The organism is Azoarcus sp. DD4, assembly GCF_006496635.1.
GTDB lineage: Bacteria > Pseudomonadota > Gammaproteobacteria > Burkholderiales > Rhodocyclaceae > Azoarcus.
Genome location: NZ_CP022958.1, coordinates 4495548 through 4520226, shown reverse-complemented (window position 1 = coordinate 4520226; position 24679 = coordinate 4495548). Strand labels below are relative to the sequence as shown.

Below are 24679 nucleotides of genomic sequence, written 5' to 3'. Positions count from 1 at the left end.
CGGGAAGCGCACCTCAGCCGGGGTGCGCTTTGTAGTCTCTGCTGCAGGGGCATAGCTCAATTGGCAGAGCGTCGGTCTCCAAAACCGAAGGTTGGGGGTTCGATTCCCTCTGCCCCTGCCATATTTTCCGGAAGTCACGACCTAGATGGCCGATAAGTTGAAGTTTGCGCTGGCTTTGGCACTGGTTGCGGCCGGCGTGGTCGGCTTCTACCTGTTGTCCGAGCAGGCATTGGTGCTGCGTGTCCTGTCCGTGCTTGCCGGTCTGGCGGCGGGTCTGGTGGTGGCATGGTTCTCCGAGGCCGGGCGACGTTTTGTCGAGTTCGCGCGCGAGGCCGTTGTCGAGACCAAGAAGGTCGTATGGCCGAGCCGCAAGGAAACGGTTCAGACCACCGGCTTGGTATTCGCCTTCGTGGTCGTGATGGCGGTCTTTCTCTGGCTGACGGACAAGAGCCTGGAGTGGGTTCTGTATGACCTGATTCTGGGTTGGAAATAATCATGACCAAGCGCTGGTATGTCGTGCACGCCTATTCGGGCTTTGAAAAGTCCGTCCAGCGTGCGCTGGTTGATCGCGTCAATCGGTCGGGAATGCAGGATGCCTTCGGGCAGATTCTGGTGCCGGTCGAAGAAGTCGTGGAAATGAAAGGCGGTCAGAAGAGCATCACTGAGCGCAAGTTCTTCCCGGGCTACGTTCTTGTCGAGATGGAAATGAACGACGAGACCTGGCATCTGGTCAAGTCGACGCCCAAGGTCACGGGCTTTGTTGGTGGTACTGCCAACAAGCCGACGCCGATTTCCGAGAAGGAAGTCGAGAAGATCATGCAGCAGATGCAGGAAGGCGTGGACAAGCCGCGCCCGAAGGTGCTGTTCGAGACGGGCGAGGTGGTGCGCGTGAAAGAAGGTCCTTTCACCGATTTCCACGGTTCGGTCGAAGACGTCAATTACGAGAAGAGCAAATTGCGCGTGTCTGTGACCATCTTTGGTCGTGCGACCCCCGTAGAGCTGGATTTTGCCCAGGTCGAAAAGACCTGAGCTTTAAGGGCAGGCGCGTCGCGCCTGCCTTGCCCGTTTACGCGGGCGAAACGAGGAGCGCCGGAGGTCCGGTGCGCTTGCACTCAAAACAGGAGCTAGCCTAAATGGCAAAGAAAATCACTGGTTACATCAAGCTGCAGGTGCCGGCCGGCAAGGCCAACCCCAGCCCCCCGATCGGTCCGGCGCTGGGTCAGCGCGGTCTGAACATCATGGAATTCTGCAAGGCCTTCAACGCCAAGACCCAGGGTCTCGAGCCGGGCCTGCCGATTCCGGTGGTGATCACCGCCTACGCCGACAAGAGCTTCACGTTCATCATGAAGACTCCGCCGGCGACCATTCTGATCAAGAAGGCTGCCGGCATCCAGAAGGGTTCGCCGAAGCCGCACACCGACAAGGTGGGCTCGATCACCCGCGCCCAGGTCGAAGAGATCGCCAAGACCAAGATGCCTGACCTTACCGCTGCCGATATGGAAGCCGCCGTGCGTACCATCGCCGGTTCCGCCCGCAGCATGGGCATCACCGTGGAGGGCCTCTGATCATGGCAAAGATTTCCAAGCGTGTGCAGGCGCTGCGCGCCAAGATTGACCGTAACCGTACCTACCCCGTCGCGGAAGCGCTCGCGCTGGTGAAGGAATGTGCAACCGCCAAGTTCGACGAGTCCATCGACATCGCCGTGAACCTCGGCGTCGATGCGCGCAAGTCCGACCAGGTCGTGCGTGGCTCCGTGGTTCTGCCTGCCGGTACCGGCAAGACCGTTCGTGTCGCCGTGTTCGCCCAGGGCGACAAGGCTGAGGCTGCTCGTGCTGCCGGCGCCGACGTTGTCGGTTTCGACGATCTCGCCGAGCAGGTCAAGGGCGGCACGATCGATTTCGATCTGTGCATCGCCACCCCGGATGCCATGCGTGTCGTTGGCCAGTTGGGTCAGATCCTCGGTCCGCGTGGCCTGATGCCTAACCCCAAGGTTGGCACCGTCACCATGGACGTCACCACTGCGGTGAAGAACGCCAAGGCCGGTCAGGTGCAGTACCGGACCGATAAGGGTGGCCTGGTGCACGCCACCATCGGTCGCGCCTCCTTCGGCGTGGAAGCGCTGCAGCAGAACTTCAATGCATTGGTCGATGCTCTGGTGAAGGCCCGTCCGGCCGCCGCCAAGGGTGTCTATCTGCGTCGCATCGCCGTTTCCAGCACCATGGGAGCTGGCGTGCGCGTCGAACCGAGCACTGCCTCCGCCTGAGCGGAGGGAAAGAACTTTGGGACGCTCCCGCGCTTCGGTGCGGGGGTGGATCGTCAAAGACCGCAGGCGTGGTCGTGAGAGCGGCCACTTAATTGTTCGACAGACGACCTGCGCAGACGGTGTGCCCAGAACAGGATTTGGCTGAAGTACGGCCGCACTCCTGATCCAGGTCGCCGTGGGTGCGAACCGCTCCGTGTGGTTCGCGTGTGGACTTGAAAGGAGGAAAGACCCATGGGTCTCAATCTCGATGACAAGAAAGCCGTAGTGGCAGAGGTGTCGGCACAGGTTGCCAACGCACAGACCATCGCGGTGGCCGAGTATCGCGGCATTGCGGTGGGCGATCTCACCGTGCTGCGTGCCAAGGCCCGCGAATCTGGCGTTTACCTGCGTGTGCTGAAGAACACCCTGGTGCGTCGCGCGATCGCTGAAACCCCGTTTGCCGGTTTGGCGGACCAGCTGACCGGTCCGTTGATCTATGGCATTTCGGCCGATCCCGTCGCCGCTGCCAAGGTGCTCAACGACTTCGCCAAGGGTAACGACAAGCTGGTGCTGAAGGCCGGTTCCTATGCGGGCAAGACGCTCGACAAGGCAGCCGTGCAGGCGCTCGCCTCGATCCCGAGCCGCGAAGAACTGCTCGCCAAGCTGCTGGGTGTCATGCAGGCGCCGGTTTCCGGCTTCGCCGCTGCGCTCGCAGCCCTCGCCAAGAAGCGCGAGGAAGAGGCTGCCGCCTGATCCAGGCTGCTACCGTTTTCTGAAAAGTTTCGATTTTGGAGTGATTTGAAATGGCAATCAGCAAAGAAGACATCCTCGAAGCCGTTGGCTCGATGACCGTGATGGAACTGAACGACCTGGTCAAGGCGTTCGAAGAGAAGTTCGGCGTGTCCGCTGCCTCCATGGCCGTGGCCGCTCCGGGCGCCGGCGCTGCCGCTGCCGCGGTGGAAGAGAAGACCGAATTCGACGTCATCCTGACCGCCGCTGGCGAGAAGAAGGTCGAGGTCATCAAGGTCGTCCGTGCCGCCACCGGTCTGGGCCTGAAGGAAGCCAAGGACGTTGTCGACGGCGCTCCGAAGGCCGTGAAGGAAGGCGTCTCGAAGGCCGACGCCGATGCGCTGAAGAAGCAACTGGAAGACGCTGGCGCGAAGGTCGAGATCAAGTAACTCTCGCTTCCGCCGCGGGGCTGGCGCTCTCACGAGCGCCAGCCCTTTCGTGCTTTGTATCAAGCATGAAGCCAGAACGAAGCGTCCCCGCCCTGTCGGGCATTTCGTTCTGTCTTCCCGACGTTCGACCCCTAGTTCGACCTTCTAGCCGGAGCATTCATGGCGTATTCCTACACCGAAAAGAAGCGTATCCGCAAGAGCTTCGCCAAGCGCGCGGCCGTGCTCGATGCGCCTTTCCTGCTCGCCACCCAGATCGAGTCCTTCGCCTCGTTCCTGCAGGCCGAGACTCTGCCCGAGTCGCGCCTGAATCAGGGTCTGCAGGCTGCATTCTCCTCGATCTTCCCGATTTCGAGCCACAGCGGCAATGCCCGGCTCGAGTTCGTCCAGTACATGTTGGGCGAGCCGGCCTTCGACGTGAAGGAATGCCAACAGCGCGGCCTCACCTTTGCATCGCCACTGCGTGCCCGTGTCCGCCTGGTCATCATGGACCGCGAAGCGCCGAAGGAAACCATCAAGGAAGTGAAGGAGCAGGAAGTCTACATGGGCGAGATTCCGCTCATGACGACCACCGGCTCCTTCGTTATCAACGGTACCGAGCGCGTCATCGTTTCCCAGTTGCACCGCTCGCCGGGTGTGTTTTTCGAGCACGACCGCGGCAAGACCCATTCGTCGGGCAAGTTGCTGTTCTCGGCGCGCATCATCCCCTACCGTGGTTCGTGGCTGGACTTCGAATTCGATCCGAAGGATTACCTCTACTTCCGCGTAGACCGTCGCCGCAAGATGCCGGTCACCATCCTGCTGCGCGCCATCGGGATGACGCCGGAAGAGATCCTCGAGACCTTCCATGACTTCGATGCCTTCCACCTGTCCGGCGACAGCGTGCAGTTCGAACTCGTCCCTGATCGCCTGCGCGGCGAGGTCGCTCGCTTCGACATCGTGGATCCGAGTGGCAAGGTGATCGTGGCGCGCGACAAGCGCATCACCGCCAAGCATATCCGCGAACTCGACCAGGCCGGCGTCAAGACGATCTCCGTGCCGGACGACTTCGTACTCGGTCGCGTCATCGCGCGCAACGTCGTCGATGCGGAAACCGGCGAGCTGATCGCTCGCGCCAACGACGAAATCACCGAAGACCTGCTCGGCAAGCTGCGTGACGCCGGCGTGCGCGACGTGGCGACCCTGTACGTCAACGATCTGGATCGTGGCGCCTACATCTCGTCCACGCTGCGTATTGACGAAACCGCCGATCAGTGGGCGGCCAAGGTCGCAATCTACCGCATGATGCGTCCGGGCGAGCCGCCTACCGAGGAGGCCGTCGAAGCGCTGTTCCAGGGTCTGTTCTACGCGCCCGAGCGTTACGACCTGTCGACCGTCGGCCGCATGAAGTTCAACCGCCGTGCTTACCCTGAGAAGATCGACGACAAGGCGCCGGGCTGGCTGAAGCGCTTCTACGAGAAAGTCGGCCCGCACGGTGAGGAAGGTGAGGGCGTACTTGCCAACGAGGACATCCTGGCAGTGATCGGCGTGCTGGTCGAACTGCGCAACGGCCGTGGCGAGATCGACGACATCGATCACCTCGGCAACCGCCGTGTGCGTTCGGTCGGCGAACTTGCCGAGAACCAGTTCCGTGCCGGCCTGGTACGTGTCGAGCGCGCGGTCAAGGAACGCCTGTCGCAGGCCGAATCCGACAACCTGATGCCCCACGACCTGATCAATGCCAAGCCGATCTCGGCCGCGATCAAGGAGTTCTTCGGCTCTAGCCAGCTCTCCCAGTTCATGGACCAGACCAACCCGCTGTCCGAGATCACCCACAAGAGGCGTGTCTCGGCGCTCGGCCCGGGCGGTCTGACGCGCGAACGCGCTGGCTTCGAAGTCCGCGACGTGCATCCGACCCACTACGGCCGGGTGTGCCCGATCGAGACCCCGGAAGGTCCGAACATCGGCCTGATCAACTCGCTCGCCGTCTATGCGCGCACCAACCGCCACGGCTTCCTCGAGACGCCCTATCGCAAGGTGACCGACGGCAAGGTGACCGACCAGATCGACTTCCTGTCGGCGATCGAGGAAGGCCAGTACGTCATCGCACAGGCCAATGCCGAGATCGGCGGCGACGGCACCCTGGAAGGCGACCTCGTGTCCTGCCGCCACAAGGGCGAATTCATGCTGGCGACCGCTGACCAGGTCCAGTACATGGACGTGGCGCCGGGCCAGATCGTGTCGGTGGCGGCCTCGCTGATCCCCTTCTTGGAACACGACGATGCCAACCGTGCGCTGATGGGCGCCAACATGCAGCGTCAGGCGGTGCCCTGCCTGCGTCCGGAGAAGCCGCTGGTCGGTACCGGCATCGAGCGCACGGTGGCGGTCGACTCGGGTACCGCGGTGCAGGCGATGCGCGGCGGCGTCGTCGACTACGTGGATGCGCAGCGTGTCGTGGTGCGGGTGAACGACAACGAGACCCTCGCGGGCGAGGTCGGTGTCGACATCTACAACATGATCAAGTACACCCGTTCCAACCAGAACACCAACATCAACCAGCGTCCGGTGGTGAAGGTGGGCGATCTCATCGCCAAGGGCGACGTGATCGCGGACGGCGCCTCGACCGATCTCGGCGAACTGGCGCTGGGCCAGAACATGCTGGTCGCCTTCATGCCGTGGAACGGCTACAACTTCGAAGACTCGATCCTGATCTCCGAACGCGTGGTGGCGGACGACCGCTTCACCTCGATCCACGTCGAAGAACTCACCGTGGTTGCGCGTGACACCAAGCTCGGGCCCGAGGAAATCACCCGCGACATCGCCTCGCTCGGCGAAGCCCAGCTGTCCCGCCTGGACGAATCCGGCATCGTGTACATCGGCGCCGAGGTCGAAGCCGGCGACGTGCTGGTCGGCAAGGTCACGCCCAAGGGTGAGACCCAGCTGACGCCGGAAGAGAAGCTGCTGCGTGCGATCTTCGGCGAGAAGGCTTCGGACGTGAAGGACACCTCGCTGCGCGTGCCGTCCGGCATGACCGGCACCGTCATCGACGTGCAGGTGTTCACCCGCGAAGGCATCGAGCGCGACAAGCGCGCCCAGTCCATCATCGACGACCAGCTGCGCAGCTTCAAGACCGACCTGGCCGACCAGATGCGCATCGTGGAACGCGACGCCTTCGCCCGTATCCAGCGCATGATCGTCGGCCAGAAGGCCAACGGTGGTCCGAAGAAGCTCGCCAAGGGTGCGACGATCACCGCCGACTACCTGGAAACGCTGGAGTTCTACCACTGGTTCGACATCCGCATGGCGGACGAAGAACTGGCGATCCAGCTCGAAGCGGTGCGCGAGGGCCTAGAGAAGACCCGCAAGGACTTTGAGCAGGCTTTCGAGATCAAGAAGAAGAAGCTCACCCAGGGCGACGAACTGCCGCCGGGCGTGCAGAAGATGGTCAAGGTCTACCTTGCCGTCAAGCGTCGTCTGCAGCCGGGCGACAAGATGGCCGGTCGTCACGGTAACAAGGGTGTGGTTTCCAAGATCGTCCCAGTCGAAGACATGCCGTACATGGAAGACGGCACTCCGGTCGACATCGTGCTCAACCCGCTCGGCGTGCCGTCGCGGATGAACATCGGCCAGATTCTGGAAACGCACCTCGGCTGGGCGGCCAAGGGCCTGGGCCAGAAGATCGATCGTCTGCTACGCGCCAATGCTGCCGCGGGCGAGGTTCGCGGCCTGCTCGAGGAGATCTATAACGGAAGCGGCAAGCCCGAGGATTTCACTGGGTTCAGCGATACCGACGTGATGGAACTGGCCGCCAACCTGAAGAAGGGTGTGCCCTTCGCCACGCCGGTGTTCGATGGCGCGAAGGAAGAAGAGATCTCCAAGATGCTGGAACTGGCCGGACTGCCGGTCGGCGGTCAGGTCACGCTGTTCGATGGCCGCACCGGCGAAGCCTTCGAGCGCAAGGTGACGGTGGGTTACAAGCACGTGCTGAAGCTGCACCACCTGGTCGATGACAAGATGCACGCCCGTTCGACCGGCCCCTACTCGCTGGTGACCCAGCAGCCGCTGGGTGGTAAGGCCCAGTTCGGTGGCCAGCGCTTCGGTGAAATGGAAGTGTGGGCGCTGGAAGCTTACGGTGCCGCCTACACCCTGCAGGAGATGCTCACGGTCAAGTCCGACGATGTGACCGGCCGGACCAAGGTGTACGAAAACATCGTCAAGGGCGAGCACAAGATCGATTCCGGCATGCCGGAGTCCTTCAACGTGCTGGTAAAGGAAATCCGTTCGCTCGCGATCGACATCGATCTCGACCGCGAGTAAGCCGGACCCCGAACCCCCGCCTGCGATTGAACCCCAGGGGCGCGGCGTACGCCGCCGCGCCCAGGATGGAGTGATACATGAAGAGCCTGCTCGCTGACCTGTTCAAGCAAACCCTGCCGAACGAGGAAGAATTCGACGCGATCACCATCGGTCTCGCGTCGCCGGACAAGATCCGGTCGTGGTCCTACGGTGAGGTGAAGAAGCCCGAGACCATCAACTACCGCACCTTCAAGCCGGAGCGCGACGGCCTGTTCTGCGCCAAGATCTTCGGGCCGGTGAAGGATTACGAGTGCCTGTGCGGCAAGTACAAGCGCCTCAAGCACCGCGGCGTGATCTGCGAGAAGTGCGGCGTCGAAGTGACCCTGTCCAAGGTGCGCCGCGAGCGCATGGGCCACATCGAACTCGCCAGCCCGGTGGCCCACATCTGGTTCCTGAAGAGCCTGCCGAGCCGCCTGGGCATGGTGCTCGACATGACCCTGCGCGACATCGAGCGCGTGCTCTACTTCGAAGCCTTCGTCGTAGTTGAGCCGGGCATGACCCCGCTCAACCGCGCCCAGCTGCTGACCGAAGACGACTATCTCGCGAAGGTGGAGGAGTACGGTGACGACTTCGACGCCGTGATGGGTGCCGAGGGCATCCGCGAACTGCTGCGCACGCTGGACGTCAATCAGGAAATCGAGAAGCTGCGCTCGGATCTGGAAACCACCGGCTCCGAAGCCAAGATCAAGAAGTTCTCCAAGCGCCTCAAGGTGCTGGAGGCGTTCCAGCAGTCCGGCATCAAGCCGGAATGGATGATTCTGGAAGTGCTGCCCGTGCTGCCGCCGGACCTGCGTCCGCTGGTGCCGCTGGACGGCGGCCGCTTCGCGACTTCCGATCTGAACGACCTCTACCGTCGCGTCATCAACCGGAACAACCGCCTCAAGCGTCTGCTCGAACTGAAGGCGCCGGATATCATCGTCCGTAACGAAAAGCGCATGCTGCAGGAGTCGGTGGACTCGCTGCTCGACAACGGTCGTCGTGGCAAGGCGATGACCGGCGCCAACAAGCGTCCGCTGAAGTCGCTGGCCGACATGATCAAGGGCAAGGGCGGCCGTTTCCGTCAGAACCTGCTGGGCAAGCGCGTCGACTACTCGGGCCGCTCCGTCATTACCGTGGGTCCCCAGCTCAAGTTGCACCAGTGTGGCCTGCCCAAGCTGATGGCGCTCGAACTGTTCAAGCCCTTCATCTTCAACAAGCTTGAGCTGATGGGGCTGGCTACGACCATCAAGCAGGCCAAGAAGATGGTGGAGTCGCAGGAACCGGTGGTATGGGACATCCTCGAAGATGTCATCCGCGAGCATCCGGTGATGCTGAACCGCGCACCGACCCTGCACCGTCTCGGCATCCAGGCTTTCGAACCGGTGCTGATCGAGGGCAAGGCAATCCAACTCCACCCGCTGGTCTGCGTGGCCTTCAACGCCGACTTCGACGGCGACCAGATGGCAGTACACGTCCCGCTGTCGCTCGAAGCGCAGATGGAGGCCCGCACCCTGATGCTGGCCTCCAACAACGTACTGTCGCCCGCCAACGGCGAGCCGATCATCGTTCCGTCGCAGGACATCGTGCTGGGCCTCTACTACGCCAGCCGCGAGGGTGTGAACGTGCCGGGCGAGGGCATGCTGTTTACCGACGTGGGCGAAGTCAAGCGCGCCTACGAATCGGGCCAGATCTCCTTGCACGCCCGTGTGACGGTGCGCCTGAAGGAGGCCGACCTCGGTCCCAATGGCGAGCGCATCGAGAGGGTGTCGCGCTATAACACGACCGCCGGCCGCGCCATCCTGTCCGAGATTCTGCCTGCTGGCCTGCCCTTCAGCGTGATCGACAAGCCGCTGAAGAAGAAGGAAATCTCGAAGCTGATCAACGCGTCCTTCCGTCGCTGCGGTCTGCGCGCGACGGTGATTTTCGCCGACCAGCTGATGCAGTACGGCTACCGCCTGGCGACCCGTGCCGGTATCTCGATCGCGGTCAAGGACATGCTCGTTCCGGATCTGAAGGAAGACCTGATCCGTGCCGCCGAAGCCGAAGTCAAGGAGATCGCCCAGCAGTACACCTCCGGCCTGGTGACCGATGGCGAGCGCTACAACAAGGTCGTCGATATCTGGGGGCGCTGCGGCGACCAGGTGGCGAAGGCGATGATGGAGCAGCTTGGCCAGGAGCCTGTGGTCGACCGCAACGGCAACACCGTCAAGCAGGAAGCCTTCAACTCCATCTACATGATGGCCGACTCGGGCGCGCGGGGTTCCGCCGCCCAGATCCGCCAGCTGGCCGGGATGCGTGGTCTGATGGCGAAGCCGGACGGCTCCATCATCGAGACGCCGATCACGACCAACTTCCGTGAAGGCTTGAACGTTCTGCAGTACTTCATCTCGACCCACGGTGCGCGTAAAGGTCTGGCGGATACCGCGCTGAAAACCGCGAACTCCGGCTACCTGACCCGTCGTCTGGTCGACGTGACGCAGGACCTGGTCGTGATCGAGGACGACTGCGGTACGCGAGAAGGCTTCAACATGAAGGCCCTGATCGAGGGTGGCGAGGTCGTCGAGCCGCTGCGCGAGCGTATCCTCGGTCGCGTATGCGCCGAAGACGTCGTGAATCCCGACACGCAGGAGACGGCGATCGAAGCCGGTACCCTGCTGGACGAAGATGCGGTGGATCTGATTGAAAGCCTGGGCGTGGACGAGGTGAAGGTGCGCACGCCGCTCACCTGCGAAACACGTTACGGCCTGTGCGCCAAGTGCTATGGCCGTGACCTTGGTCGCGGCTCCATGGTCAACTCGGGCGAGGCAGTCGGCGTGATTGCAGCCCAGTCGATCGGCGAGCCGGGCACCCAGCTGACGATGCGTACCTTCCACGTCGGTGGCGCGGCGTCGCGGGCAGCGGCGGCCAGCGGTGTCGAGGCCAAGTCGACCGGTACCATCCGCTTCGCCGGCAACATGCGTTACGTTGCCAACGCCAAGGGCGAGAAGGTGGTGATCGCGCGTTCCGCCGAAGTGGTGGTGGCCGACGACATGGGCCGTGAGCGCGAACGCCACAAGCTGCCTTACGGCGCGATGCTGCAGGTAGATGACGGTGCTCAGGTCAAGGCCGGCGCCCAACTCGCGACCTGGGACCCGCATACCCGTCCCATCGTGACCGAATACTCCGGCACGGTGAAGTTCGAGAATGTCGAAGAAGGCGTGACGGTCGCCAAGCAGATCGACGAGGTCACCGGTCTGTCGACGCTGGTCGTGATCGATTCCAAGCGCCGCTCCTCGACCGGTGCAGCAAAGGGCGTGCGTCCGCAGGTGAAACTGCTCGATGAGAACGACGAGGAGGTCCGCATCGCTGGCACCGATCACGCCGTGGCCATCACCTTCCAGGTCGGTTCGCTGATCACCGTGAAGGACGGTCAGCAGGTCAGCGTCGGTGACATCCTTGCACGTATTCCGCAGGAGTCAGCGAAGACTCGCGACATCACCGGGGGTCTGCCGCGCGTCGCCGAGTTGTTCGAAGCTCGTTCGCCGAAGGATGCCGGCCTGTTGGCCGAGTACACCGGTACGGTTTCGTTCGGCAAGGACACCAAGGGCAAGCAGCGTCTGGTGATCACCGAGCCGGACGGCACGGTGCACGAGTTCCTGATCCCGAAGGACAAGCACCTCATGGTTCACGATGGCCAGGTGGTGAACAAGGGCGAACTCATCGTCGATGGTCCGGCCGATCCGCACGACATCCTGCGCCTGCAGGGTATCAACGAACTCGCACGCTACATCATCGACGAAGTGCAGGACGTCTATCGTCTGCAGGGCGTGAAGATCAACGACAAGCACATCGAAGTGATCGTGCGCCAGATGCTGCGGCGGGTGGTCATTACCGATCCGGGCGATACCAAGTTCATCCGGGAGGAGCAGGTCGAACGCTCCGAAGTGCTGGACGAAAACGATCGCATCGAGGCCGAAGGCAAGCTGCCGGCACAGTACGAAAACGTGCTGCTCGGCATCACCAAAGCATCGCTGTCGACCGATTCGTTCATCTCGGCGGCGTCCTTCCAGGAAACCACCCGCGTGTTGACCGAAGCGGCGATCATGGGCAAGCGCGACGAACTCCGTGGTCTGAAGGAGAACGTCATCGTTGGCCGCCTGATCCCGGCGGGAACGGGTCTGGCGTATCACCGCAGTCGCCGGTCGCAGTCGGCCGGCGACGATCTCGGCGCGGAGCATGCCTGGGCTCCCGTCGATGCCGTAGTCGAAGAGCAGCAGGACATCCAGGCGAGTTGACTTTCTGAGCGAACTCGGAATAAACTCCGGCCTCTTTTTGTGGACTGACCAATCGTAGTCAGTCGCAGCCGGAATAATCCGCCCGAGGCGGCCCGTGGTGGGCTGCCTCGGTTTTTTGGGAAATTCTTAAGCTATGCCAACAATCAATCAGCTTGTCCGCAAGCCGCGTCAGATGGACGTCGCCAAGAGCAAGGTTCCGGCGCTGGAAGCTTGCCCGCAGAAGCGCGGCGTGTGCACCCGTGTCTACACCACGACTCCGAAGAAGCCGAACTCCGCGCTGCGTAAAGTGGCCAAGGTTCGTCTGACCAATGGTTTCGAGGTCATCTCCTACATCGGTGGTGAAGGTCACAACCTTCAGGAGCACTCCGTGGTCCTGATCCGCGGTGGTCGTGTTAAAGACTTGCCGGGTGTGCGTTATCACATCGTTCGCGGCTCCCTCGATCTGCAGGGCGTCAAGGATCGGAAGCAGTCGCGCTCCAAGTACGGCGCCAAGCGTCCGAAGAAAGCCTGATTGTCGGCACAAAAAAATTCTTGAGAGGTTGTCATGCCGCGTCGTCGTGAAGTACCCAAGCGTGAGGTTCTCCCGGATCCGAAGTTCGGTTCCCAGGATGTGTCCAAGTTCATCAATGTGATCATGCAGTCCGGCAAGAAGTCGGTTGCCGAGCGCATCGTCTATGGCGCCTTCGATCACATCACCAGCAAGGGCAGCAAGGATCCGCTCGAAGTGTTCGCTGCTGCTGTTGCCAACGTGAAGCCGGTGGTGGAAGTCAAGAGCCGCCGCGTCGGTGGTGCCAACTATCAGGTTCCGGTCGAAGTGCGTCCGTCCCGCCGTATGGCGCTGTCGATGCGTTGGCTGCGCGAAGCGGCCCGCAAGCGTGCCGAGAAGTCCATGGCTCAGCGTCTTGCTGGCGAACTGCTCGAGGCGGCAGAAGGTCGTGGCGCCGCGATGAAGAAGCGCGAAGAAGTGCACCGGATGGCCGAAGCCAACAAGGCGTTCTCTCACTACCGCTTCTGATCCAGGCGATCGGCGGTAATTCGGGCCCTGCGAAGGGCTCGATTGTTTTGTAACGCAACAATCAGATCATCGCGTTTTCAACGTGATAACCGGAAGGCAGGAATAACATCGTGGCTCGCAAGACTCCTATCGAGCGCTACCGCAATATCGGTATCTCCGCTCACATCGACGCCGGCAAGACGACTACGACCGAGCGCATCCTCTATTACACCGGTGTGAACCACAAGATCGGTGAGGTGCATGACGGTGCGGCTACCATGGACTGGATGGCGCAAGAGCAGGAGCGTGGTATCACGATCACCTCTGCGGCGACGACCTGCTTCTGGAAGGGCATGGATCTGAACTTCCCCGAGCATCGTTTCAATATCATCGATACCCCGGGGCACGTCGATTTCACGATCGAAGTCGAGCGTTCGATGCGCGTGCTGGATGGCGCCTGCATGGTCTACTGCGCGGTAGGTGGTGTGCAGCCGCAGTCCGAGACGGTGTGGCGTCAGGCGACCAAGTACAAGGTTCCGCGTCTGGCCTTCGTCAATAAGATGGACCGCTCGGGTGCCAACTTCTACAAGGTCGTTGACCAGATGAAGATGCGCCTGAAGGCAAACCCAGTGCCCATCGTTTTGCCGATCGGCGCTGAGGATGGTTTCAAGGGTGTCGTCGATCTCATCAAGATGAAGGCGATCATCTGGGACGAGGCGTCCCAGGGCATGAAGTTCGAGTACCAGGATATCCCCGCCGAGCTTCAGGCAGATGCCGAAAGCTGGCGCGAGCAGATGGTCGAGGCAGCGGCCGAGGCGAACGAGGAGCTCATGAACGAGTACCTCGAGAATGGCGACCTGTCCGAAGACAAGATCAAGCTCGGTCTGCGTACGCGTACCATCGCCTGCGAGATTCAGCCGATGTTGTGTGGTACCGCGTTCAAGAATAAGGGTGTGCAGCGCATGCTCGACGCGGTCATCGAATTCCTGCCCTCGCCGGTCGATATTCCGCCGGTCGCCGGCGTCGATGACAACGATAAGGAAGTCACCCGCAAGGCTGATGACAGCGAAAAGTTCGCTGCGCTCGCGTTCAAGCTGATGACCGACCCGTTCGTTGGTCAGCTGACCTTTGTGCGCGTCTACTCCGGCGTGCTGAACTCCGGTGAGACCGTGCTGAATTCGGTCAAGAACAAAAAAGAGCGTATCGGTCGCATTCTGCAGATGCACGCCAACGAGCGTGAGGAAATCAAGGAAGTGCTGGCGGGCGACATCGCCGCTTGCGTGGGTCTTAAGGAAGTTACGACGGGTGAGACGCTGTGCGACCCGAGTGCGCCTGTGATTCTCGAGCGAATGATCTTCCCGGATCCGGTGATCCACGTTGCGGTCGAGCCGAAGACCAAGGGTGATCAGGAGAAGATGGGTATCGCGCTCGGCCGTCTGGCTGCCGAGGATCCGTCGTTCCGCGTCCGTACCGACGAAGAGTCCGGTCAGACCATCATCTCCGGTATGGGTGAGCTGCACCTCGAGATCATCGTCGATCGCATGAAGCGCGAATTCAACGTAGAAGCCAACGTCGGTGCGCCGCAGGTTGCCTATCGTGAAGCGATCCGCAAGGCCGTGGAGCAAGAGGGCAAGTTCGTCAAGCAATCCGGCGGTCGCGGTCAGTACGGCCATGTCTGGATCAAGCTCGAGCCGAACGAAACGGGCAAGGGTTACGAGTTCGTCGATGCGATCAAGGGCGGTGTTGTGCCGCGGGAGTACATCCCCGCGGTCGACAAGGGTCTGCAGGAAACCCTGCCGAACGGCGTTCTCGCCGGCTTCCCGGTCGTTGATGTGAAGGTTACCCTGTTCGACGGTTCTTACCACGACGTCGACTCGAATGAAAATGCCTTCAAGATGGCGGCGTCGATGGCGTTCAAGGATGCCATGCGCAAGGCGAGTCCGGTTCTGCTCGAGCCGATGATGGCCGTCGTCGTCGAGACGCCCGAAGACTACATGGGTAACGTGATGGGCGATCTCTCGGGTCGTCGCGGTATCGTCCAGGGGATGGATGACCTGCCTGGCGGCATGAAGGAGATCAAGGCGGAGGTGCCGTTGGCCGAGATGTTCGGTTACGCCACCCAGTTGCGCTCCCTGACTCAGGGTCGTGCGACCTACTCGATGGAATTCAAGCACTACTCCGAAGCGCCGAAGAGCGTCGCGGAGGCGGTGATCAGCAATCGCAAGTAATCAACCGAAACCTAACGAGGACAAGCAATGGCTAAGGGTAAGTTCGAGCGGACGAAACCGCACGTAAACGTTGGTACGATCGGTCACGTTGACCACGGCAAGACGACGCTGACGGCGGCGATCACGACGATCCTGTCGAAGAAGTTCGGCGGCGAAGCGAAGGCCTACGATCAGATCGACGCGGCGCCGGAAGAAAAGGCGCGCGGCATCACCATCAACACCGCCCACGTCGAGTACGAAACCGCGACCCGTCACTACGCTCACGTCGACTGCCCGGGTCACGCGGACTATGTCAAGAACATGATCACCGGTGCCGCCCAGATGGACGGCGCGATTCTGGTGTGTTCGGCCGCTGACGGCCCGATGCCGCAGACCCGCGAGCACATCCTGCTGGCCCGTCAGGTCGGTGTGCCGTACATCATCGTCTTCCTGAACAAGTGCGACATGGTCGACGACGAAGAGCTGCTCGAGCTGGTCGAGATGGAAGTGCGCGAGCTGCTGTCGAAGTACGACTTTCCGGGTGACGACATTCCCATCGTCAAGGGTTCGGCGCTGAAGGCGCTCGAAGGCGACCAGTCCGACATCGGCGAGCCGGCGATCATGCGCCTGGCCGATGCGTTGGACAGCTACATCCCGACGCCGGAGCGCGCGATCGACAAGCCCTTCCTGCTGCCGATCGAAGACGTGTTCTCGATCTCGGGTCGCGGCACCGTGGTGACCGGTCGTGTCGAGCGTGGCATCGTCAAGGTCGGCGAAGAAATCGAGATCGTCGGCATCAAGCCCACCGTCAAGACCACCTGCACTGGCGTGGAAATGTTCCGCAAGCTGCTGGATCAGGGTCAGGCGGGCGACAACGTCGGCGTGTTGCTGCGCGGCACCAAGCGTGAAGACGTCGAGCGCGGCCAGGTGCTGTGCAAGCCGGGTTCGATCACCCCGCACACCCACTTCACCGGCGAGATCTACGTGCTGTCGAAGGAAGAGGGTGGTCGTCACACTCCGTTCTTCAACAACTACCGTCCGCAGTTCTACTTCCGTACCACCGACGTGACTGGTTCGATCTCGCTGCCGGAAGGTACCGAGATGGTCATGCCGGGCGACAACGTGTCGATCACCGTCAAGCTGATCGCCCCGATCGCCATGGAAGAAGGTCTGCGTTTCGCCATCCGTGAAGGTGGTCGTACCGTCGGCGCCGGTGTCGTCGCCAAGATCATCGAGTAATACCTTCAACGGGCGGCGGAGGAATCCGCCGCCCAGCCGCTCTTTGGGAATCAGATCATGCAGAACCAGAAAATCCGTATCCGCCTCAAGGCCTTCGACTATCGTTTGATCGACCAGTCGGCGCTCGAAATCGTCGATACCGCCAAGCGGACCGGCGCCGTGGTGCGTGGCCCCGTGCCGCTGCCCACGCGCATCGAGCGCTTCAACCTGCTGCGTTCGCCGCACGTGAACAAGAGCTCGCGCGACCAAATGGAAATCCGCACCCATCAGCGTCTGATGGACATCATCGACCCGACGGACAAGACCGTCGATGCGCTGATGAAGCTGGATCTGCCTGCGGGTGTGGATGTCGAGATCAAGCTCCAGTAAGTCGATTCATCTGCTTGCGGGATTTTGAAAATGGCCGGTATAATCCGGCCTTTGTGCCTATTGGCGCATTAATTTGTGTTACCCCCGGTCAATCGCAACCGGGAATCAGGAGAAAAAAATGAGTCTAGGCCTTGTTGGTCGCAAGGTCGGCATGACTCGCATTTTCGCCGAGGATGGCAGGTCCATTCCGGTGACTGTGCTGGACGTGTCCGATAATCGCGTGACCCAGATCAAGACGCCTGAAACTGACGGTTATTCCGCGGTTCAGGTTGCTTTTGGCAAGCGTCGCGCCAGTCGCGTGGTGAAGCCGATCGCTGGTCATCTTGCTAAGGCGGGTGTCGAGCCGAGTCGGGTTCTCAAGGAGTTTCGCATCGAGCCTGAAGGCTTGGCGAATCTCAAGGCGGGTGATCTCGTCAGTGTCGAGATCTTTGCCGTCGGTCAGAAGGTTGATGTGACCGGTGTCTCCATCGGTAAGGGTTTTTCCGGTCCGATCAAGCGCCACAACTTCTCGTCCAACCGTGCTTCGCACGGTAACTCCGTTTCGCACAACTCTCCCGGCTCGATCGGTATGGCTCAGGATCCGGGTCGTGTCTTCCCTGGTAAGCGCATGGCTGGTCAATACGGTGCCGTGCAGCGTACTACCCTCGGTCTCGAGGTCGTGCGCGTCGATGCCGAACGTCAGCTGCTTCTCGTCAAGGGTGCCGTTCCGGGCTCCAAGGGCGGCGACGTCGTTGTGCGTCCTGCGATCAAGGCTTAAGGAGGCTGGGCGTAATGGAACTCAAACTCTTGAATGAACAGGGGCAGGCTGCGTCGACGCTGCAGGCGTCTGACGTGCTGTTTGCTCGTGAATACAACGAAGCTCTGATTCATCAGATCGTTACGGCCTATCTTGCCAATGCCCGCTCTGCCAATCGTGCGCAGAAGGGGCGTTCGGAGATCGCCAAGTCGACGCGCAAGCCCTTCCGTCAGAAGGGTACTGGTAACGCGCGTGCCGGTATGGCGTCCAGTCCTCTGTGGCGGGGTGGTGGCAAGATCTTCCCGAATAGCCCTGATGAGAATTTCTCTCAGAAGGTTAACCGGAAGATGTTCCGTGCTGGCGTGGCTTCCATCCTTTCCCAGCTTGCTCGCGAGGACCGCTTGGCCGTCGTCGATGACTTCAGTCTCGAGGCGCCGAAGACCCGGTTGTTGGTGCAGAAGCTGAAGGGGATGGGGCTGGAGTCCGCGCTCGTGATTACCGATGGTGTCGACGAGAATCTGTTCTTGTCGTCGCGCAACCTGCATACGGTGCTGGTGCTCGATGTGAACGAGACGGATCCTGTGTCGCTGGTGCGTTTCCCGAAGGTGCTGGTCACCAAGGGCGCGCTGGCCAAGATGGAGGAAGCGTGGCAATGAGCGCGATCAGCCAGGAACGTCTGCTGCAGGTGCTGCTCGCCCCGCAGATCTCCGAGAAGGCGACTTACGTCGCCGACAAGAATGAGCAAGTGGTTTTCAAGGTCGCCTCGAGCGCGACCAAGCCGGAAGTCAAGGCTGCCGTCGAGCTGTTGTTCAAGGTCGAAGTGAAGTCTGTTCAGATCTCGAACGTAAAGGGCAAGACCAAGCGCTTCGGCAAGATGATGGGCCGCCGCAAGGATTGGAAGAAGGCCTTCGTTTGCCTCAAGCCCGGCCAGGAAATCAACTTTGTGGCTGGGGAGTGATAGATCATGGCACTGGTAAAACTCAAGCCTACGTCTGCCGGTCGTCGTGCGATGGTCAAGGTGGTCAACCCTGATCTGTACAAGGGTCGTCCCCACGATGCACTGATCGAGAAGAAGTCGAGCAAGGCCGGTCGTAACAACAGCGGGCGTGTGACGGTTCGCCATCAGGGTGGCGGCCATAAGCAGCACTATCGCGTCATCGATTTTCGTCGCAACAAGGATGGAATTGTCGCCAAGGTTGAGCGCGTCGAGTACGACCCCAACCGTTCGGCCAACATCGCGCTGTTGTGCTACGCAGATGGCGAGCGTCGTTACATCATCGCTCCGCGCGGTCTCGAAGTTGGTCAGCAGATCGTCTCCGGCGCCGAGGCGCCGATCAAGGCTGGCAATGCGCTGCCGATCCGCAACATTCCGGTCGGTTCGACCATTCACTGCGTCGAAATGATGCCGGGCAAGGGTGCGCAGATCGCGCGCGCTGCCGGTACCTCGGTGCAACTTCTGGCGCGTGAGGGTGCTTACGCCCAGCTGCGCCTGCGTTCCGGCGAGATTCGCCGCGTGCACGTCGAGTGCCGCGCGACGATCGGCGAAGTCGGTAATGAAGAGCATAGTCTGCGCAAGATCGGCAAGGCCGGTGCGAACCGCTGGCGCGGCATTCGCCCCACCGTCCGCGGTGTGGCAATGAACCCAGTCGATCACCCGCACGGTGGTGGCGAAGGCCGCACCGGCGAGGGGCGTGTGCCCGTGAGCCCGTGGGGTACGCCTGCGAAGGGTTATCGCACCCGTCGCAACAAGCGCACCGACACGATGATCGTGCAGCGTCGTCATAAGCGTTAAGGGGTAACAGATGGCACGTTCTATCAAGAAAGGCCCGTTTATCGACGCTCACCTTCTGAAGAAGGTCGACGCCGCGCGGGCGAGCAACGACAAGCGCCCGATCAAGACCTGGTCGCGCCGCTCCACGGTTCTGCCGGACTTCGTCGGATTGACGATTGCGGTCCACAATGGCCGCCAGCACATTCCGGTCTATGTGTCCGAGAACATGGTCGGCCATAAGCTGGGTGAGTTTGCTCTGACGCGTACCTTCAAGGGTCATGCGGCAAGCAAGAAGGCCAAGAGGTAAGGGGGCATCATGGAAACCAAAGCAATTCTCCGTGGCGTCCGTCTCTCTGCACAGAAAGGTCGTCTTGTTGCCGATCTCGTTCGCGGCAAATCTGTCGAGCAGGCACTGAACATCCTGGCCTTTTCGCCGAAGAAGGGCGCGAAGATCATCCGCAAGGTGGTCGAATCGGCCATCGCCAATGCCGAGCACAACGACGGTGCGGATATTGACGCGCTGAAGGTCAAGACGATTTTCGTCGAAGAAGGCATGACGCTGAAGCGTTTCACCGCGCGCGCCAAGGGTCGCGGTAATCGCATTCTCAAGCCCACCTGCCACATCTTCGTGACTGTCGGCGAGTAAGGAGTAGATATGGGTCAGAAAATTCATCCCACTGGCTTCCGTCTCGCTGTCACGCGTGATTGGGGTTCGCGTTGGTTCGCTTCGAGCCGCGATTTCTCCAAGATGCTGCACGAAGATCTGAAGGTCCGTGATTATCTGAAGAAGCGTCTTGCGCACGCGTCGGTCGGGCGAGTCGTCATCGAGCGCCCCGCCAAGAATGCTCGAGTCACCTTGTACAGCGCCCGTCCCGGGGTTGTTATCGGCAAGAAAGGTGAGGACATCGAGGCGCTGAAGCGCGACCTGCAGAAGATCGTCGGCGTGCCCGTGCACGTCAACATCGAGGAAGTCCGCAAGCCGGAGATCGACGCCAAGCTGATCGCCGATTCGATCGCGCAGCAGCTTGAAAAGCGGATCATGTTCCGGCGCGCAATGAAGCGCGCGATGCAGAACGCCATGCGTCTGGGTGCACAAGGCATCAAGATCATGAGTTCGGGTCGTCTGAACGGCGCCGAAATCGCTCGTACGGAGTGGTACCGCGAAGGACGTGTGCCCCTGCACACCCTGCGCGCCAACATCGATTACGGCGTTTCCGAAGCCAAGACGACTTACGGCATCATCGGCATCAAGGTCTGGGTGTTCAAGGGCGAAATGCTGGGCCGCAACGAGCAACCCGTGGTTGCTGAGCCTGAAGCCGACAACCGTCGTGGTCGCCGTGGTGCCCCGCGAAATGAGGGCGGCGAAGGCCGTCCGGGTCGTCGACCCGCACGTCGCGGCGCCGGTGAAGGCCAGGGCCGACAAGAAGATAGCAGGAGTGAATGATGCTGCAGCCGTCGAGAAGGAAGTACCGCAAGGAGCAGAAAGGCCGTAACACCGGTCTGGCGACGCGCGGCGCCAAGGTCAGCTTCGGTGACTTCGGTTTGAAGGCGATCGGTCGTGGCCGTCTCACTGCCCGCCAGATCGAATCTGCCCGTCGTGCGATGACCCGTCACATCAAGCGTGGCGGCCGGATCTGGATCCGGATTTTCCCGGACAAGCCGATTTCGAAAAAGCCGGCTGAAGTCCGTATGGGTAACGGTAAGGGTAACCCCGAGTACTGGGTCGCGGAGATCCAGCCGGGCAAGGTGCTCTACGAAATGGATGGCGTGGACGAAGCGCTCGCCCGTGAAGCGTTCCGGCTGGCTGCAGCCAAGCTTCCGCTCGAGACCGTATTTGTTACTCGCCAGGTGGGGTAAGCATGAAAGCGAGTGATCTCCGCGCCAAGAGCGCAGATGAGTTGAACCAGGAGTTGCTTGAGCTGTTGAAGGCGCAGTTTTCGCTGCGCATGCAGCTTGCGACCCAGCAGTTGAGCAACACGAGTCAGATCGGGAAGGTGCGTCGCGATATCGCGCGTGTCCGTACTCTCCTGCGCGAAAAGGCGGGTCAGAAATGAGCGAGCAAGTCGAAAAGGTTCGCCGCGCGCTGATTGGGCGTGTGGTCAGCGACAAAATGCAGAAGACGGTGACGGTTTTGGTCGAGCGTCGGGTAAAGCACCCGTTGTACGGCAAGATCATTACCCGCTCTGCGAAGTATCACGCACATGTGGAAGATGGTTCGGCTACCCAGGGCGATCTGGTCGAGATTGAAGAATGTCGTCCGATCTCCCGCACGAAGACGTGGCGCGTCACGCGAGTAGTCGAGAAGGCTCGGATCATCTGATCCGGTAGGTAGCAGATTTTTGCTCAAACAGCTTGGCGCTTCGGCGTCAAGCTGTTATACTTTTAAATCTTTGCTCCGGTGCTCGCTCGGGGCATTCATCCCTGACGGGTTCCAAGACTGACCGCACGGCGGGATAAGTTGGAGATATATCCATGATTCAAATGCAGTCCAAGCTGGACGTTGCCGATAACACCGGTGCGCGATCGGTCATGTGCATCAAGGTGCTGGGTGGCTCCAAGCGTCGCTATGCTGGTATCGGCGACATCATCAAGGTCACCATCAAGGATGCGGCGCCTCGTGGTCGTGTCAAGAAAGGTGATGTCTACAATGCGGTCGTTGTGCGTACTGCCAAGGGCGTTCGTCGTCCGGATGGTTCGCTGGTCAAGTTCGACAACAACGCGGCCGTGCTCCTGAACAACAAGCTTGAGCCGATCGGTACTCGTATTTTCGGGCCGGTGACGCGCGAGCTGCGCTCCGAGCGGTTCATGAAGATCGTTTCGCTTGCGCCCGAAGTGCTCTGAGGAGTCTTTGAGATGAACAAGATCCGCAAGGGTGACGAAGTGGTGGTGCTTACCGGCAAGGACCGCGGTCGTCGTGGTGCCGTCCTGCGTCGCGTGGGTGATGAGCACTTGGTGGTTGAGGGTGTGAATCGGGTCAAGAAGCACGTTCGCCCGAATCCGCTCAAGGGTGAAGTGGGCGGTATCGTCGAGAAGGAGATGCCGATCCACGTGTCTAACGTCGCGCTGTTCAATCCCGCCTCGCAGAAGGCTGATCGCGTCGGGATCAAGGTGCTTGAGGATGGTCGCAAGGCGCGCTTCTTCAAGTCGAACGGTGAGCTGGTCGACGCTTAAGGAGTGGCAATGGCTCGCTTGCAACAGTTTTACAAGGATGAAGTGGTGCCGCAGCTGCTCAAGCAGTTCGGCTACAAGTCCGTGATGGAAGTGCCGCGCATCACCAAGATCACCCTGAACATGGGTGTGGGTGAGGCTGTGGGTGACAAGAAGGTTCTCGAGAATGCGATTGGTGACATGACCAAGATTGCTGGTCAGAAGCCGGTTGCCACGAAGGCTCGGAAGTCGATCGCGGGCTTCAAGATTCGCGAAGGTTATCCGATCGGTTGCATGGTGACCCTGCGTGGTCCGCGCATGTTCGAGTTCTTCGATCGTCTGGTTACCGTGGCGCTGCCGCGGGTGCGCGATTTTCGTGGTATCGCGTCCAAGGGCTTCGATGGTCGCGGCAACTACAACCTGGGCGTCAAAGAGCAGATCATTTTCCCCGAGATCGAGTACGACAAGATCGATGCGCTTCGCGGGATGAATATCAGCATTACGACCACGGCCAAGAGTGACGAAGAAGCTCGTGCTCTGCTCGCCGCGTTCAAGTTCCCGTTCAAGAATTGAGGGTGAAATGGCGAAACTCGCTCTGATCAATCGCGAAGAGAAGCGTCGCAAGCTGGTGGAGAAGTTCGCTGCCAAGCGGGCCGCGCTGGTCGCACAGGTCAAGGATACGAAGCTGTCGGAAGAGGAGCGCATGGCTGCTCGTCTGGCGCTGCAACAACTCCCGCGTAATGCCAATCCCACCCGGGGTCGCAATCGCTGCAGTCTGACGGGGCGTCCTCGCGGCGTGTTCCGCAAGTTCGGCCTGTGCCGTAACAAGCTGCGTGAGATCGCTTTCCGCGGCGAAGTGCCTGGCATGACCAAGGCGAGCTGGTAAGGAGAATTCGAAGATGAGTATGTCCGATCCGATCGCCGACATGCTGACGCGCATCCGCAATGGGCAGCAGGCCCAGAAGGCGAGCGTCACGATGCCTTCCTCGAAGGTGAAGGTTGCAATCGCGAAGGTGCTGCACGACGAAGGCTATATCGATGGCTTTTCCGTGCGCGATGCCGAAGGCAAGGCGGAACTCGACGTTGCGCTCAAGTACTACGCCGGTCGTCCGGTGATTGAGCGCATCGAGCGTGTGAGTCGTCCGGGGTTGCGCGTGTACAAGGGTAGCAACGACCTGCCGCGCGTTATGAATGGTCTCGGTGTGGCTATCGTTTCCACTCCGAAGGGTGTGATGACCGACCGTGCTGCACGCGCTAGCCGCGTTGGCGGTGAAGTCATCTGCCTGGTCGCCTAAGGGGGAGCCATGTCTCGTGTAGCTAAGAATCCGGTGGCGATTCCGAAGGGTGTCGAGGTCATGATCTCGCCGGCCGAGATCGCCATCAAAGGGCCGCTCGGTACGCTGCGCCGTGCCCAGCACCCGGCCGTGTCGATCGAGCAGGAAGGTGAAGCGATCGTCTGCAAGGCGCGTGAGGGGCAGGATAATGCCCGCGCGCTTTCGGGGACCGTGCGTGCGTTGATCAACAATATGGTGATCGGCGTTTCGAAAGGTTTCGAACGCAAGCTGCTGCTGGTCGGCGTGGGTTATCGTGCCCAGGCTCAAGGCGATAAGCTGAATCTCTCGCTGGGTTTCTCGCATCCGGTGGTTCATCAGATGCCTGCCGGTGTCAAGGTTGAAACCCCAACGCAAACCGAAATCGTGATCAAGGGCGTCGACAAGCAGCAGGTCGGCCAGGTCGCGGCTGAGGTGCGGGCCTACCGCGCTCCCGAGCCCTACAAGGGCAAGGGCGTCCGTTATTCGGACGAAGTGGTGGTGCTCAAAGAAACCAAGAAGAAGTAAGGCGGTTCGTCATGAACAAGAAAGAAACTCGTCTTCGCCGTGCGCGCAAAACCCGCGCCAAGCTCGCGGAGCTCAAGGCGGTGCGCCTCACCGTGTTCCGTACCAATTGCCACATCTACGCTCAGGTGATCTCGGGTTGCGGTTCCCGCGTCCTCGCCGCTGCGTCTACCGTGGAAACGGACGTGCGCTCTCAGGTTGCCAACGGCGGCAACAAGCAGGCAGCGGAAGTGGTCGGCAAGCTGATTGCCGAGCGCGCCAAGGCTGCCGGGATCGAGACGGTTGCGTTCGACCGCTCGGGCTTCCTGTATCACGGTCGCGTCAAGGCGCTGGCCGAGGCCGCCCGCGAAGGCGGCCTGAAGTTCTAAGCGAGGAT

The 24679-nt window shown here is 61.0% G+C and carries 30 protein-coding genes and 1 tRNA gene; all 31 read left to right on the top strand.

The annotated features are described in order from the left end of the window. The first annotated feature begins 45 nt into the window (after positions 1 to 45). A tRNA-Trp gene (locus CJ010_RS20950) sits at positions 46 to 121 on the top strand. A gap of 24 nt (positions 122 to 145) precedes the next feature. After that, positions 146 to 493: a preprotein translocase subunit SecE gene (secE, locus tag CJ010_RS20945; RefSeq protein WP_141019847.1), complete on the top strand. Its 348-nt coding sequence runs from the start codon at positions 146 to 148 to the stop codon at positions 491 to 493. A gap of 2 nt (positions 494 to 495) precedes the next feature. Further along, positions 496 to 1029 carry a transcription termination/antitermination protein NusG gene (gene nusG / locus CJ010_RS20940; RefSeq protein WP_141019846.1) on the top strand — a complete coding sequence of 178 codons (534 nt, stop codon included), beginning with the start codon at positions 496 to 498 and terminating at the stop codon, positions 1027 to 1029. 104 nt (positions 1030 to 1133) lie between these two features. Beyond that, positions 1134 to 1565 (top strand): 50S ribosomal protein L11, encoded by a 432-nt coding sequence (gene rplK, locus CJ010_RS20935; RefSeq protein WP_141019845.1) that lies wholly within the window; start codon positions 1134 to 1136, stop codon positions 1563 to 1565. A 2-nt stretch (positions 1566 to 1567) separates the two neighbouring features. Further along, the gene (rplA, locus tag CJ010_RS20930; protein ID WP_141019844.1) at positions 1568 to 2263 is read left to right on the top strand and encodes a 50S ribosomal protein L1; all 696 of its coding nucleotides are present in this window, start codon (positions 1568 to 1570) and stop codon (positions 2261 to 2263) included. Positions 2264 to 2494: 231 nt separating this feature from the next. Continuing rightward, complete coding sequence (gene rplJ / locus CJ010_RS20925) at positions 2495 to 2995, top strand: 50S ribosomal protein L10 (RefSeq protein WP_141019843.1); 501 nt, start codon at positions 2495 to 2497, stop codon at positions 2993 to 2995. A gap of 50 nt (positions 2996 to 3045) precedes the next feature. Continuing rightward, on the top strand, positions 3046 to 3420 hold the full coding sequence (gene rplL, locus CJ010_RS20920; RefSeq protein WP_141019842.1) for a 50S ribosomal protein L7/L12: 375 nt from the start codon (positions 3046 to 3048) through the stop codon (positions 3418 to 3420). Positions 3421 to 3579: 159 nt separating this feature from the next. Beyond that, positions 3580 to 7713 (top strand): DNA-directed RNA polymerase subunit beta, encoded by a 4134-nt coding sequence (gene rpoB, locus CJ010_RS20915; protein ID WP_141019841.1) that lies wholly within the window; start codon positions 3580 to 3582, stop codon positions 7711 to 7713. Between the two features lie 77 nt (positions 7714 to 7790). Continuing rightward, on the top strand, positions 7791 to 12005 hold the full coding sequence (gene rpoC / locus CJ010_RS20910; protein ID WP_141019840.1) for a DNA-directed RNA polymerase subunit beta': 4215 nt from the start codon (positions 7791 to 7793) through the stop codon (positions 12003 to 12005). A gap of 133 nt (positions 12006 to 12138) precedes the next feature. After that, a complete protein-coding gene (gene rpsL, locus CJ010_RS20905) occupies positions 12139 to 12516 on the top strand; it encodes a 30S ribosomal protein S12 (protein WP_141019839.1) in 378 nt (125 codons plus the stop codon). Positions 12517 to 12549: 33 nt separating this feature from the next. Beyond that, positions 12550 to 13020 (top strand): 30S ribosomal protein S7, encoded by a 471-nt coding sequence (rpsG, locus tag CJ010_RS20900; protein WP_141019838.1) that lies wholly within the window; start codon positions 12550 to 12552, stop codon positions 13018 to 13020. A gap of 110 nt (positions 13021 to 13130) precedes the next feature. Next, a complete protein-coding gene (gene fusA / locus CJ010_RS20895; protein ID WP_141019837.1) occupies positions 13131 to 15227 on the top strand; it encodes an elongation factor G in 2097 nt (698 codons plus the stop codon). A 27-nt stretch (positions 15228 to 15254) separates the two neighbouring features. Further along, entirely contained in the window at positions 15255 to 16445 is a 1191-nt protein-coding gene (gene tuf / locus CJ010_RS20890) for an elongation factor Tu (protein WP_141019836.1), read from the top strand. Between the two features lie 57 nt (positions 16446 to 16502). After that, positions 16503 to 16814 carry a 30S ribosomal protein S10 gene (gene rpsJ, locus CJ010_RS20885; RefSeq protein WP_141019835.1) on the top strand — a complete coding sequence of 104 codons (312 nt, stop codon included), beginning with the start codon at positions 16503 to 16505 and terminating at the stop codon, positions 16812 to 16814. Between the two features lie 118 nt (positions 16815 to 16932). After that, positions 16933 to 17571 (top strand): 50S ribosomal protein L3, encoded by a 639-nt coding sequence (rplC, locus tag CJ010_RS20880; RefSeq protein WP_141019834.1) that lies wholly within the window; start codon positions 16933 to 16935, stop codon positions 17569 to 17571. 14 nt (positions 17572 to 17585) lie between these two features. Beyond that, positions 17586 to 18206 (top strand): 50S ribosomal protein L4, encoded by a 621-nt coding sequence (gene rplD / locus CJ010_RS20875; RefSeq protein WP_141019833.1) that lies wholly within the window; start codon positions 17586 to 17588, stop codon positions 18204 to 18206. Between the two features lie 5 nt (positions 18207 to 18211). Further along, on the top strand, positions 18212 to 18508 hold the full coding sequence (rplW, locus tag CJ010_RS20870; RefSeq protein WP_371415715.1) for a 50S ribosomal protein L23: 297 nt from the start codon (positions 18212 to 18214) through the stop codon (positions 18506 to 18508). Between the two features lie 6 nt (positions 18509 to 18514). Further along, positions 18515 to 19342 (top strand): 50S ribosomal protein L2, encoded by an 828-nt coding sequence (gene rplB / locus CJ010_RS20865; protein ID WP_141019831.1) that lies wholly within the window; start codon positions 18515 to 18517, stop codon positions 19340 to 19342. Between the two features lie 10 nt (positions 19343 to 19352). After that, positions 19353 to 19628 carry a 30S ribosomal protein S19 gene (gene rpsS, locus CJ010_RS20860; protein ID WP_011767136.1) on the top strand — a complete coding sequence of 92 codons (276 nt, stop codon included), beginning with the start codon at positions 19353 to 19355 and terminating at the stop codon, positions 19626 to 19628. Positions 19629 to 19637: 9 nt separating this feature from the next. Beyond that, positions 19638 to 19967 carry a 50S ribosomal protein L22 gene (rplV, locus tag CJ010_RS20855; protein WP_141019830.1) on the top strand — a complete coding sequence of 110 codons (330 nt, stop codon included), beginning with the start codon at positions 19638 to 19640 and terminating at the stop codon, positions 19965 to 19967. Positions 19968 to 19976: 9 nt separating this feature from the next. Then, complete coding sequence (gene rpsC / locus CJ010_RS20850; protein ID WP_141019829.1) at positions 19977 to 20765, top strand: 30S ribosomal protein S3; 789 nt, start codon at positions 19977 to 19979, stop codon at positions 20763 to 20765. Continuing rightward, positions 20765 to 21178, top strand: a complete 414-nt coding sequence (rplP, locus tag CJ010_RS20845) for a 50S ribosomal protein L16 (protein WP_141020800.1) — start codon at positions 20765 to 20767, stop codon at positions 21176 to 21178. The genes rpsC and rplP overlap by 1 nt, the downstream gene beginning before the upstream one ends. A 2-nt stretch (positions 21179 to 21180) precedes the next feature. Next, the gene (gene rpmC, locus CJ010_RS20840; RefSeq protein ID WP_141019828.1) at positions 21181 to 21375 is read left to right on the top strand and encodes a 50S ribosomal protein L29; all 195 of its coding nucleotides are present in this window, start codon (positions 21181 to 21183) and stop codon (positions 21373 to 21375) included. Further along, entirely contained in the window at positions 21372 to 21641 is a 270-nt protein-coding gene (gene rpsQ / locus CJ010_RS20835; RefSeq protein ID WP_141019827.1) for a 30S ribosomal protein S17, read from the top strand. Before rpmC ends, rpsQ begins: the two co-directional genes overlap by 4 nt. A gap of 152 nt (positions 21642 to 21793) precedes the next feature. Next, the gene (gene rplN, locus CJ010_RS20830) at positions 21794 to 22162 is read left to right on the top strand and encodes a 50S ribosomal protein L14 (RefSeq protein WP_141019826.1); all 369 of its coding nucleotides are present in this window, start codon (positions 21794 to 21796) and stop codon (positions 22160 to 22162) included. A 12-nt stretch (positions 22163 to 22174) separates the two neighbouring features. Then, on the top strand, positions 22175 to 22492 hold the full coding sequence (gene rplX, locus CJ010_RS20825) for a 50S ribosomal protein L24 (RefSeq protein WP_141019825.1): 318 nt from the start codon (positions 22175 to 22177) through the stop codon (positions 22490 to 22492). 9 nt (positions 22493 to 22501) lie between these two features. Then, positions 22502 to 23041 (top strand): 50S ribosomal protein L5, encoded by a 540-nt coding sequence (rplE, locus tag CJ010_RS20820; RefSeq protein WP_141019824.1) that lies wholly within the window; start codon positions 22502 to 22504, stop codon positions 23039 to 23041. Between the two features lie 7 nt (positions 23042 to 23048). Beyond that, positions 23049 to 23354: a 30S ribosomal protein S14 gene (rpsN, locus tag CJ010_RS20815; protein WP_011767127.1), complete on the top strand. Its 306-nt coding sequence runs from the start codon at positions 23049 to 23051 to the stop codon at positions 23352 to 23354. Between the two features lie 13 nt (positions 23355 to 23367). After that, positions 23368 to 23763, top strand: coding sequence for a 30S ribosomal protein S8 (rpsH, locus tag CJ010_RS20810; RefSeq protein WP_141019823.1), 396 nt, complete (start codon positions 23368 to 23370; stop codon positions 23761 to 23763). A gap of 9 nt (positions 23764 to 23772) precedes the next feature. Next, entirely contained in the window at positions 23773 to 24306 is a 534-nt protein-coding gene (rplF, locus tag CJ010_RS20805) for a 50S ribosomal protein L6 (protein WP_141019822.1), read from the top strand. An 11-nt stretch (positions 24307 to 24317) separates the two neighbouring features. Next, positions 24318 to 24671, top strand: a complete 354-nt coding sequence (gene rplR / locus CJ010_RS20800) for a 50S ribosomal protein L18 (RefSeq protein WP_141019821.1) — start codon at positions 24318 to 24320, stop codon at positions 24669 to 24671. Positions 24672 to 24679 lie beyond the last annotated feature (8 nt).

Excerpts from the sequence above, each read along its gene's own strand:
- secE (WP_141019847.1), top strand. The coding sequence starts at position 146 with ATGGCCGATAAGTTGAAGTTTGCGCTGGCTTTGGCACTGGTTGCGGCC.
- nusG (WP_141019846.1), top strand. The coding sequence starts at position 496 with ATGACCAAGCGCTGGTATGTCGTGCACGCCTATTCGGGCTTTGAAAAG.
- rplK (WP_141019845.1), top strand. The coding sequence starts at position 1,134 with ATGGCAAAGAAAATCACTGGTTACATCAAGCTGCAGGTGCCGGCCGGC.
- rplA (WP_141019844.1), top strand. The coding sequence starts at position 1,568 with ATGGCAAAGATTTCCAAGCGTGTGCAGGCGCTGCGCGCCAAGATTGAC.
- rplJ (WP_141019843.1), top strand. The coding sequence starts at position 2,495 with ATGGGTCTCAATCTCGATGACAAGAAAGCCGTAGTGGCAGAGGTGTCG.
- rplL (WP_141019842.1), top strand. The coding sequence starts at position 3,046 with ATGGCAATCAGCAAAGAAGACATCCTCGAAGCCGTTGGCTCGATGACC.
- rpoB (WP_141019841.1), top strand. The coding sequence starts at position 3,580 with ATGGCGTATTCCTACACCGAAAAGAAGCGTATCCGCAAGAGCTTCGCC.
- rpoC (WP_141019840.1), top strand. The coding sequence starts at position 7,791 with ATGAAGAGCCTGCTCGCTGACCTGTTCAAGCAAACCCTGCCGAACGAG.
- rpsL (WP_141019839.1), top strand. The coding sequence starts at position 12,139 with ATGCCAACAATCAATCAGCTTGTCCGCAAGCCGCGTCAGATGGACGTC.
- rpsG (WP_141019838.1), top strand. The coding sequence starts at position 12,550 with ATGCCGCGTCGTCGTGAAGTACCCAAGCGTGAGGTTCTCCCGGATCCG.
- tuf (WP_141019836.1), top strand. The coding sequence starts at position 15,255 with ATGGCTAAGGGTAAGTTCGAGCGGACGAAACCGCACGTAAACGTTGGT.
- rpsJ (WP_141019835.1), top strand. The coding sequence starts at position 16,503 with ATGCAGAACCAGAAAATCCGTATCCGCCTCAAGGCCTTCGACTATCGT.
- rplC (WP_141019834.1), top strand. The coding sequence starts at position 16,933 with ATGAGTCTAGGCCTTGTTGGTCGCAAGGTCGGCATGACTCGCATTTTC.
- rplD (WP_141019833.1), top strand. The coding sequence starts at position 17,586 with ATGGAACTCAAACTCTTGAATGAACAGGGGCAGGCTGCGTCGACGCTG.
- rplB (WP_141019831.1), top strand. The coding sequence starts at position 18,515 with ATGGCACTGGTAAAACTCAAGCCTACGTCTGCCGGTCGTCGTGCGATG.
- rpsS (WP_011767136.1), top strand. The coding sequence starts at position 19,353 with ATGGCACGTTCTATCAAGAAAGGCCCGTTTATCGACGCTCACCTTCTG.
- rplV (WP_141019830.1), top strand. The coding sequence starts at position 19,638 with ATGGAAACCAAAGCAATTCTCCGTGGCGTCCGTCTCTCTGCACAGAAA.
- rpsC (WP_141019829.1), top strand. The coding sequence starts at position 19,977 with ATGGGTCAGAAAATTCATCCCACTGGCTTCCGTCTCGCTGTCACGCGT.
- rplP (WP_141020800.1), top strand. The coding sequence starts at position 20,765 with ATGCTGCAGCCGTCGAGAAGGAAGTACCGCAAGGAGCAGAAAGGCCGT.
- rpmC (WP_141019828.1), top strand. The coding sequence starts at position 21,181 with ATGAAAGCGAGTGATCTCCGCGCCAAGAGCGCAGATGAGTTGAACCAG.
- rpsQ (WP_141019827.1), top strand. The coding sequence starts at position 21,372 with ATGAGCGAGCAAGTCGAAAAGGTTCGCCGCGCGCTGATTGGGCGTGTG.
- rplN (WP_141019826.1), top strand. The coding sequence starts at position 21,794 with ATGATTCAAATGCAGTCCAAGCTGGACGTTGCCGATAACACCGGTGCG.
- rplX (WP_141019825.1), top strand. The coding sequence starts at position 22,175 with ATGAACAAGATCCGCAAGGGTGACGAAGTGGTGGTGCTTACCGGCAAG.
- rplE (WP_141019824.1), top strand. The coding sequence starts at position 22,502 with ATGGCTCGCTTGCAACAGTTTTACAAGGATGAAGTGGTGCCGCAGCTG.
- rpsN (WP_011767127.1), top strand. The coding sequence starts at position 23,049 with ATGGCGAAACTCGCTCTGATCAATCGCGAAGAGAAGCGTCGCAAGCTG.
- rpsH (WP_141019823.1), top strand. The coding sequence starts at position 23,368 with ATGAGTATGTCCGATCCGATCGCCGACATGCTGACGCGCATCCGCAAT.
- rplF (WP_141019822.1), top strand. The coding sequence starts at position 23,773 with ATGTCTCGTGTAGCTAAGAATCCGGTGGCGATTCCGAAGGGTGTCGAG.
- rplR (WP_141019821.1), top strand. The coding sequence starts at position 24,318 with ATGAACAAGAAAGAAACTCGTCTTCGCCGTGCGCGCAAAACCCGCGCC.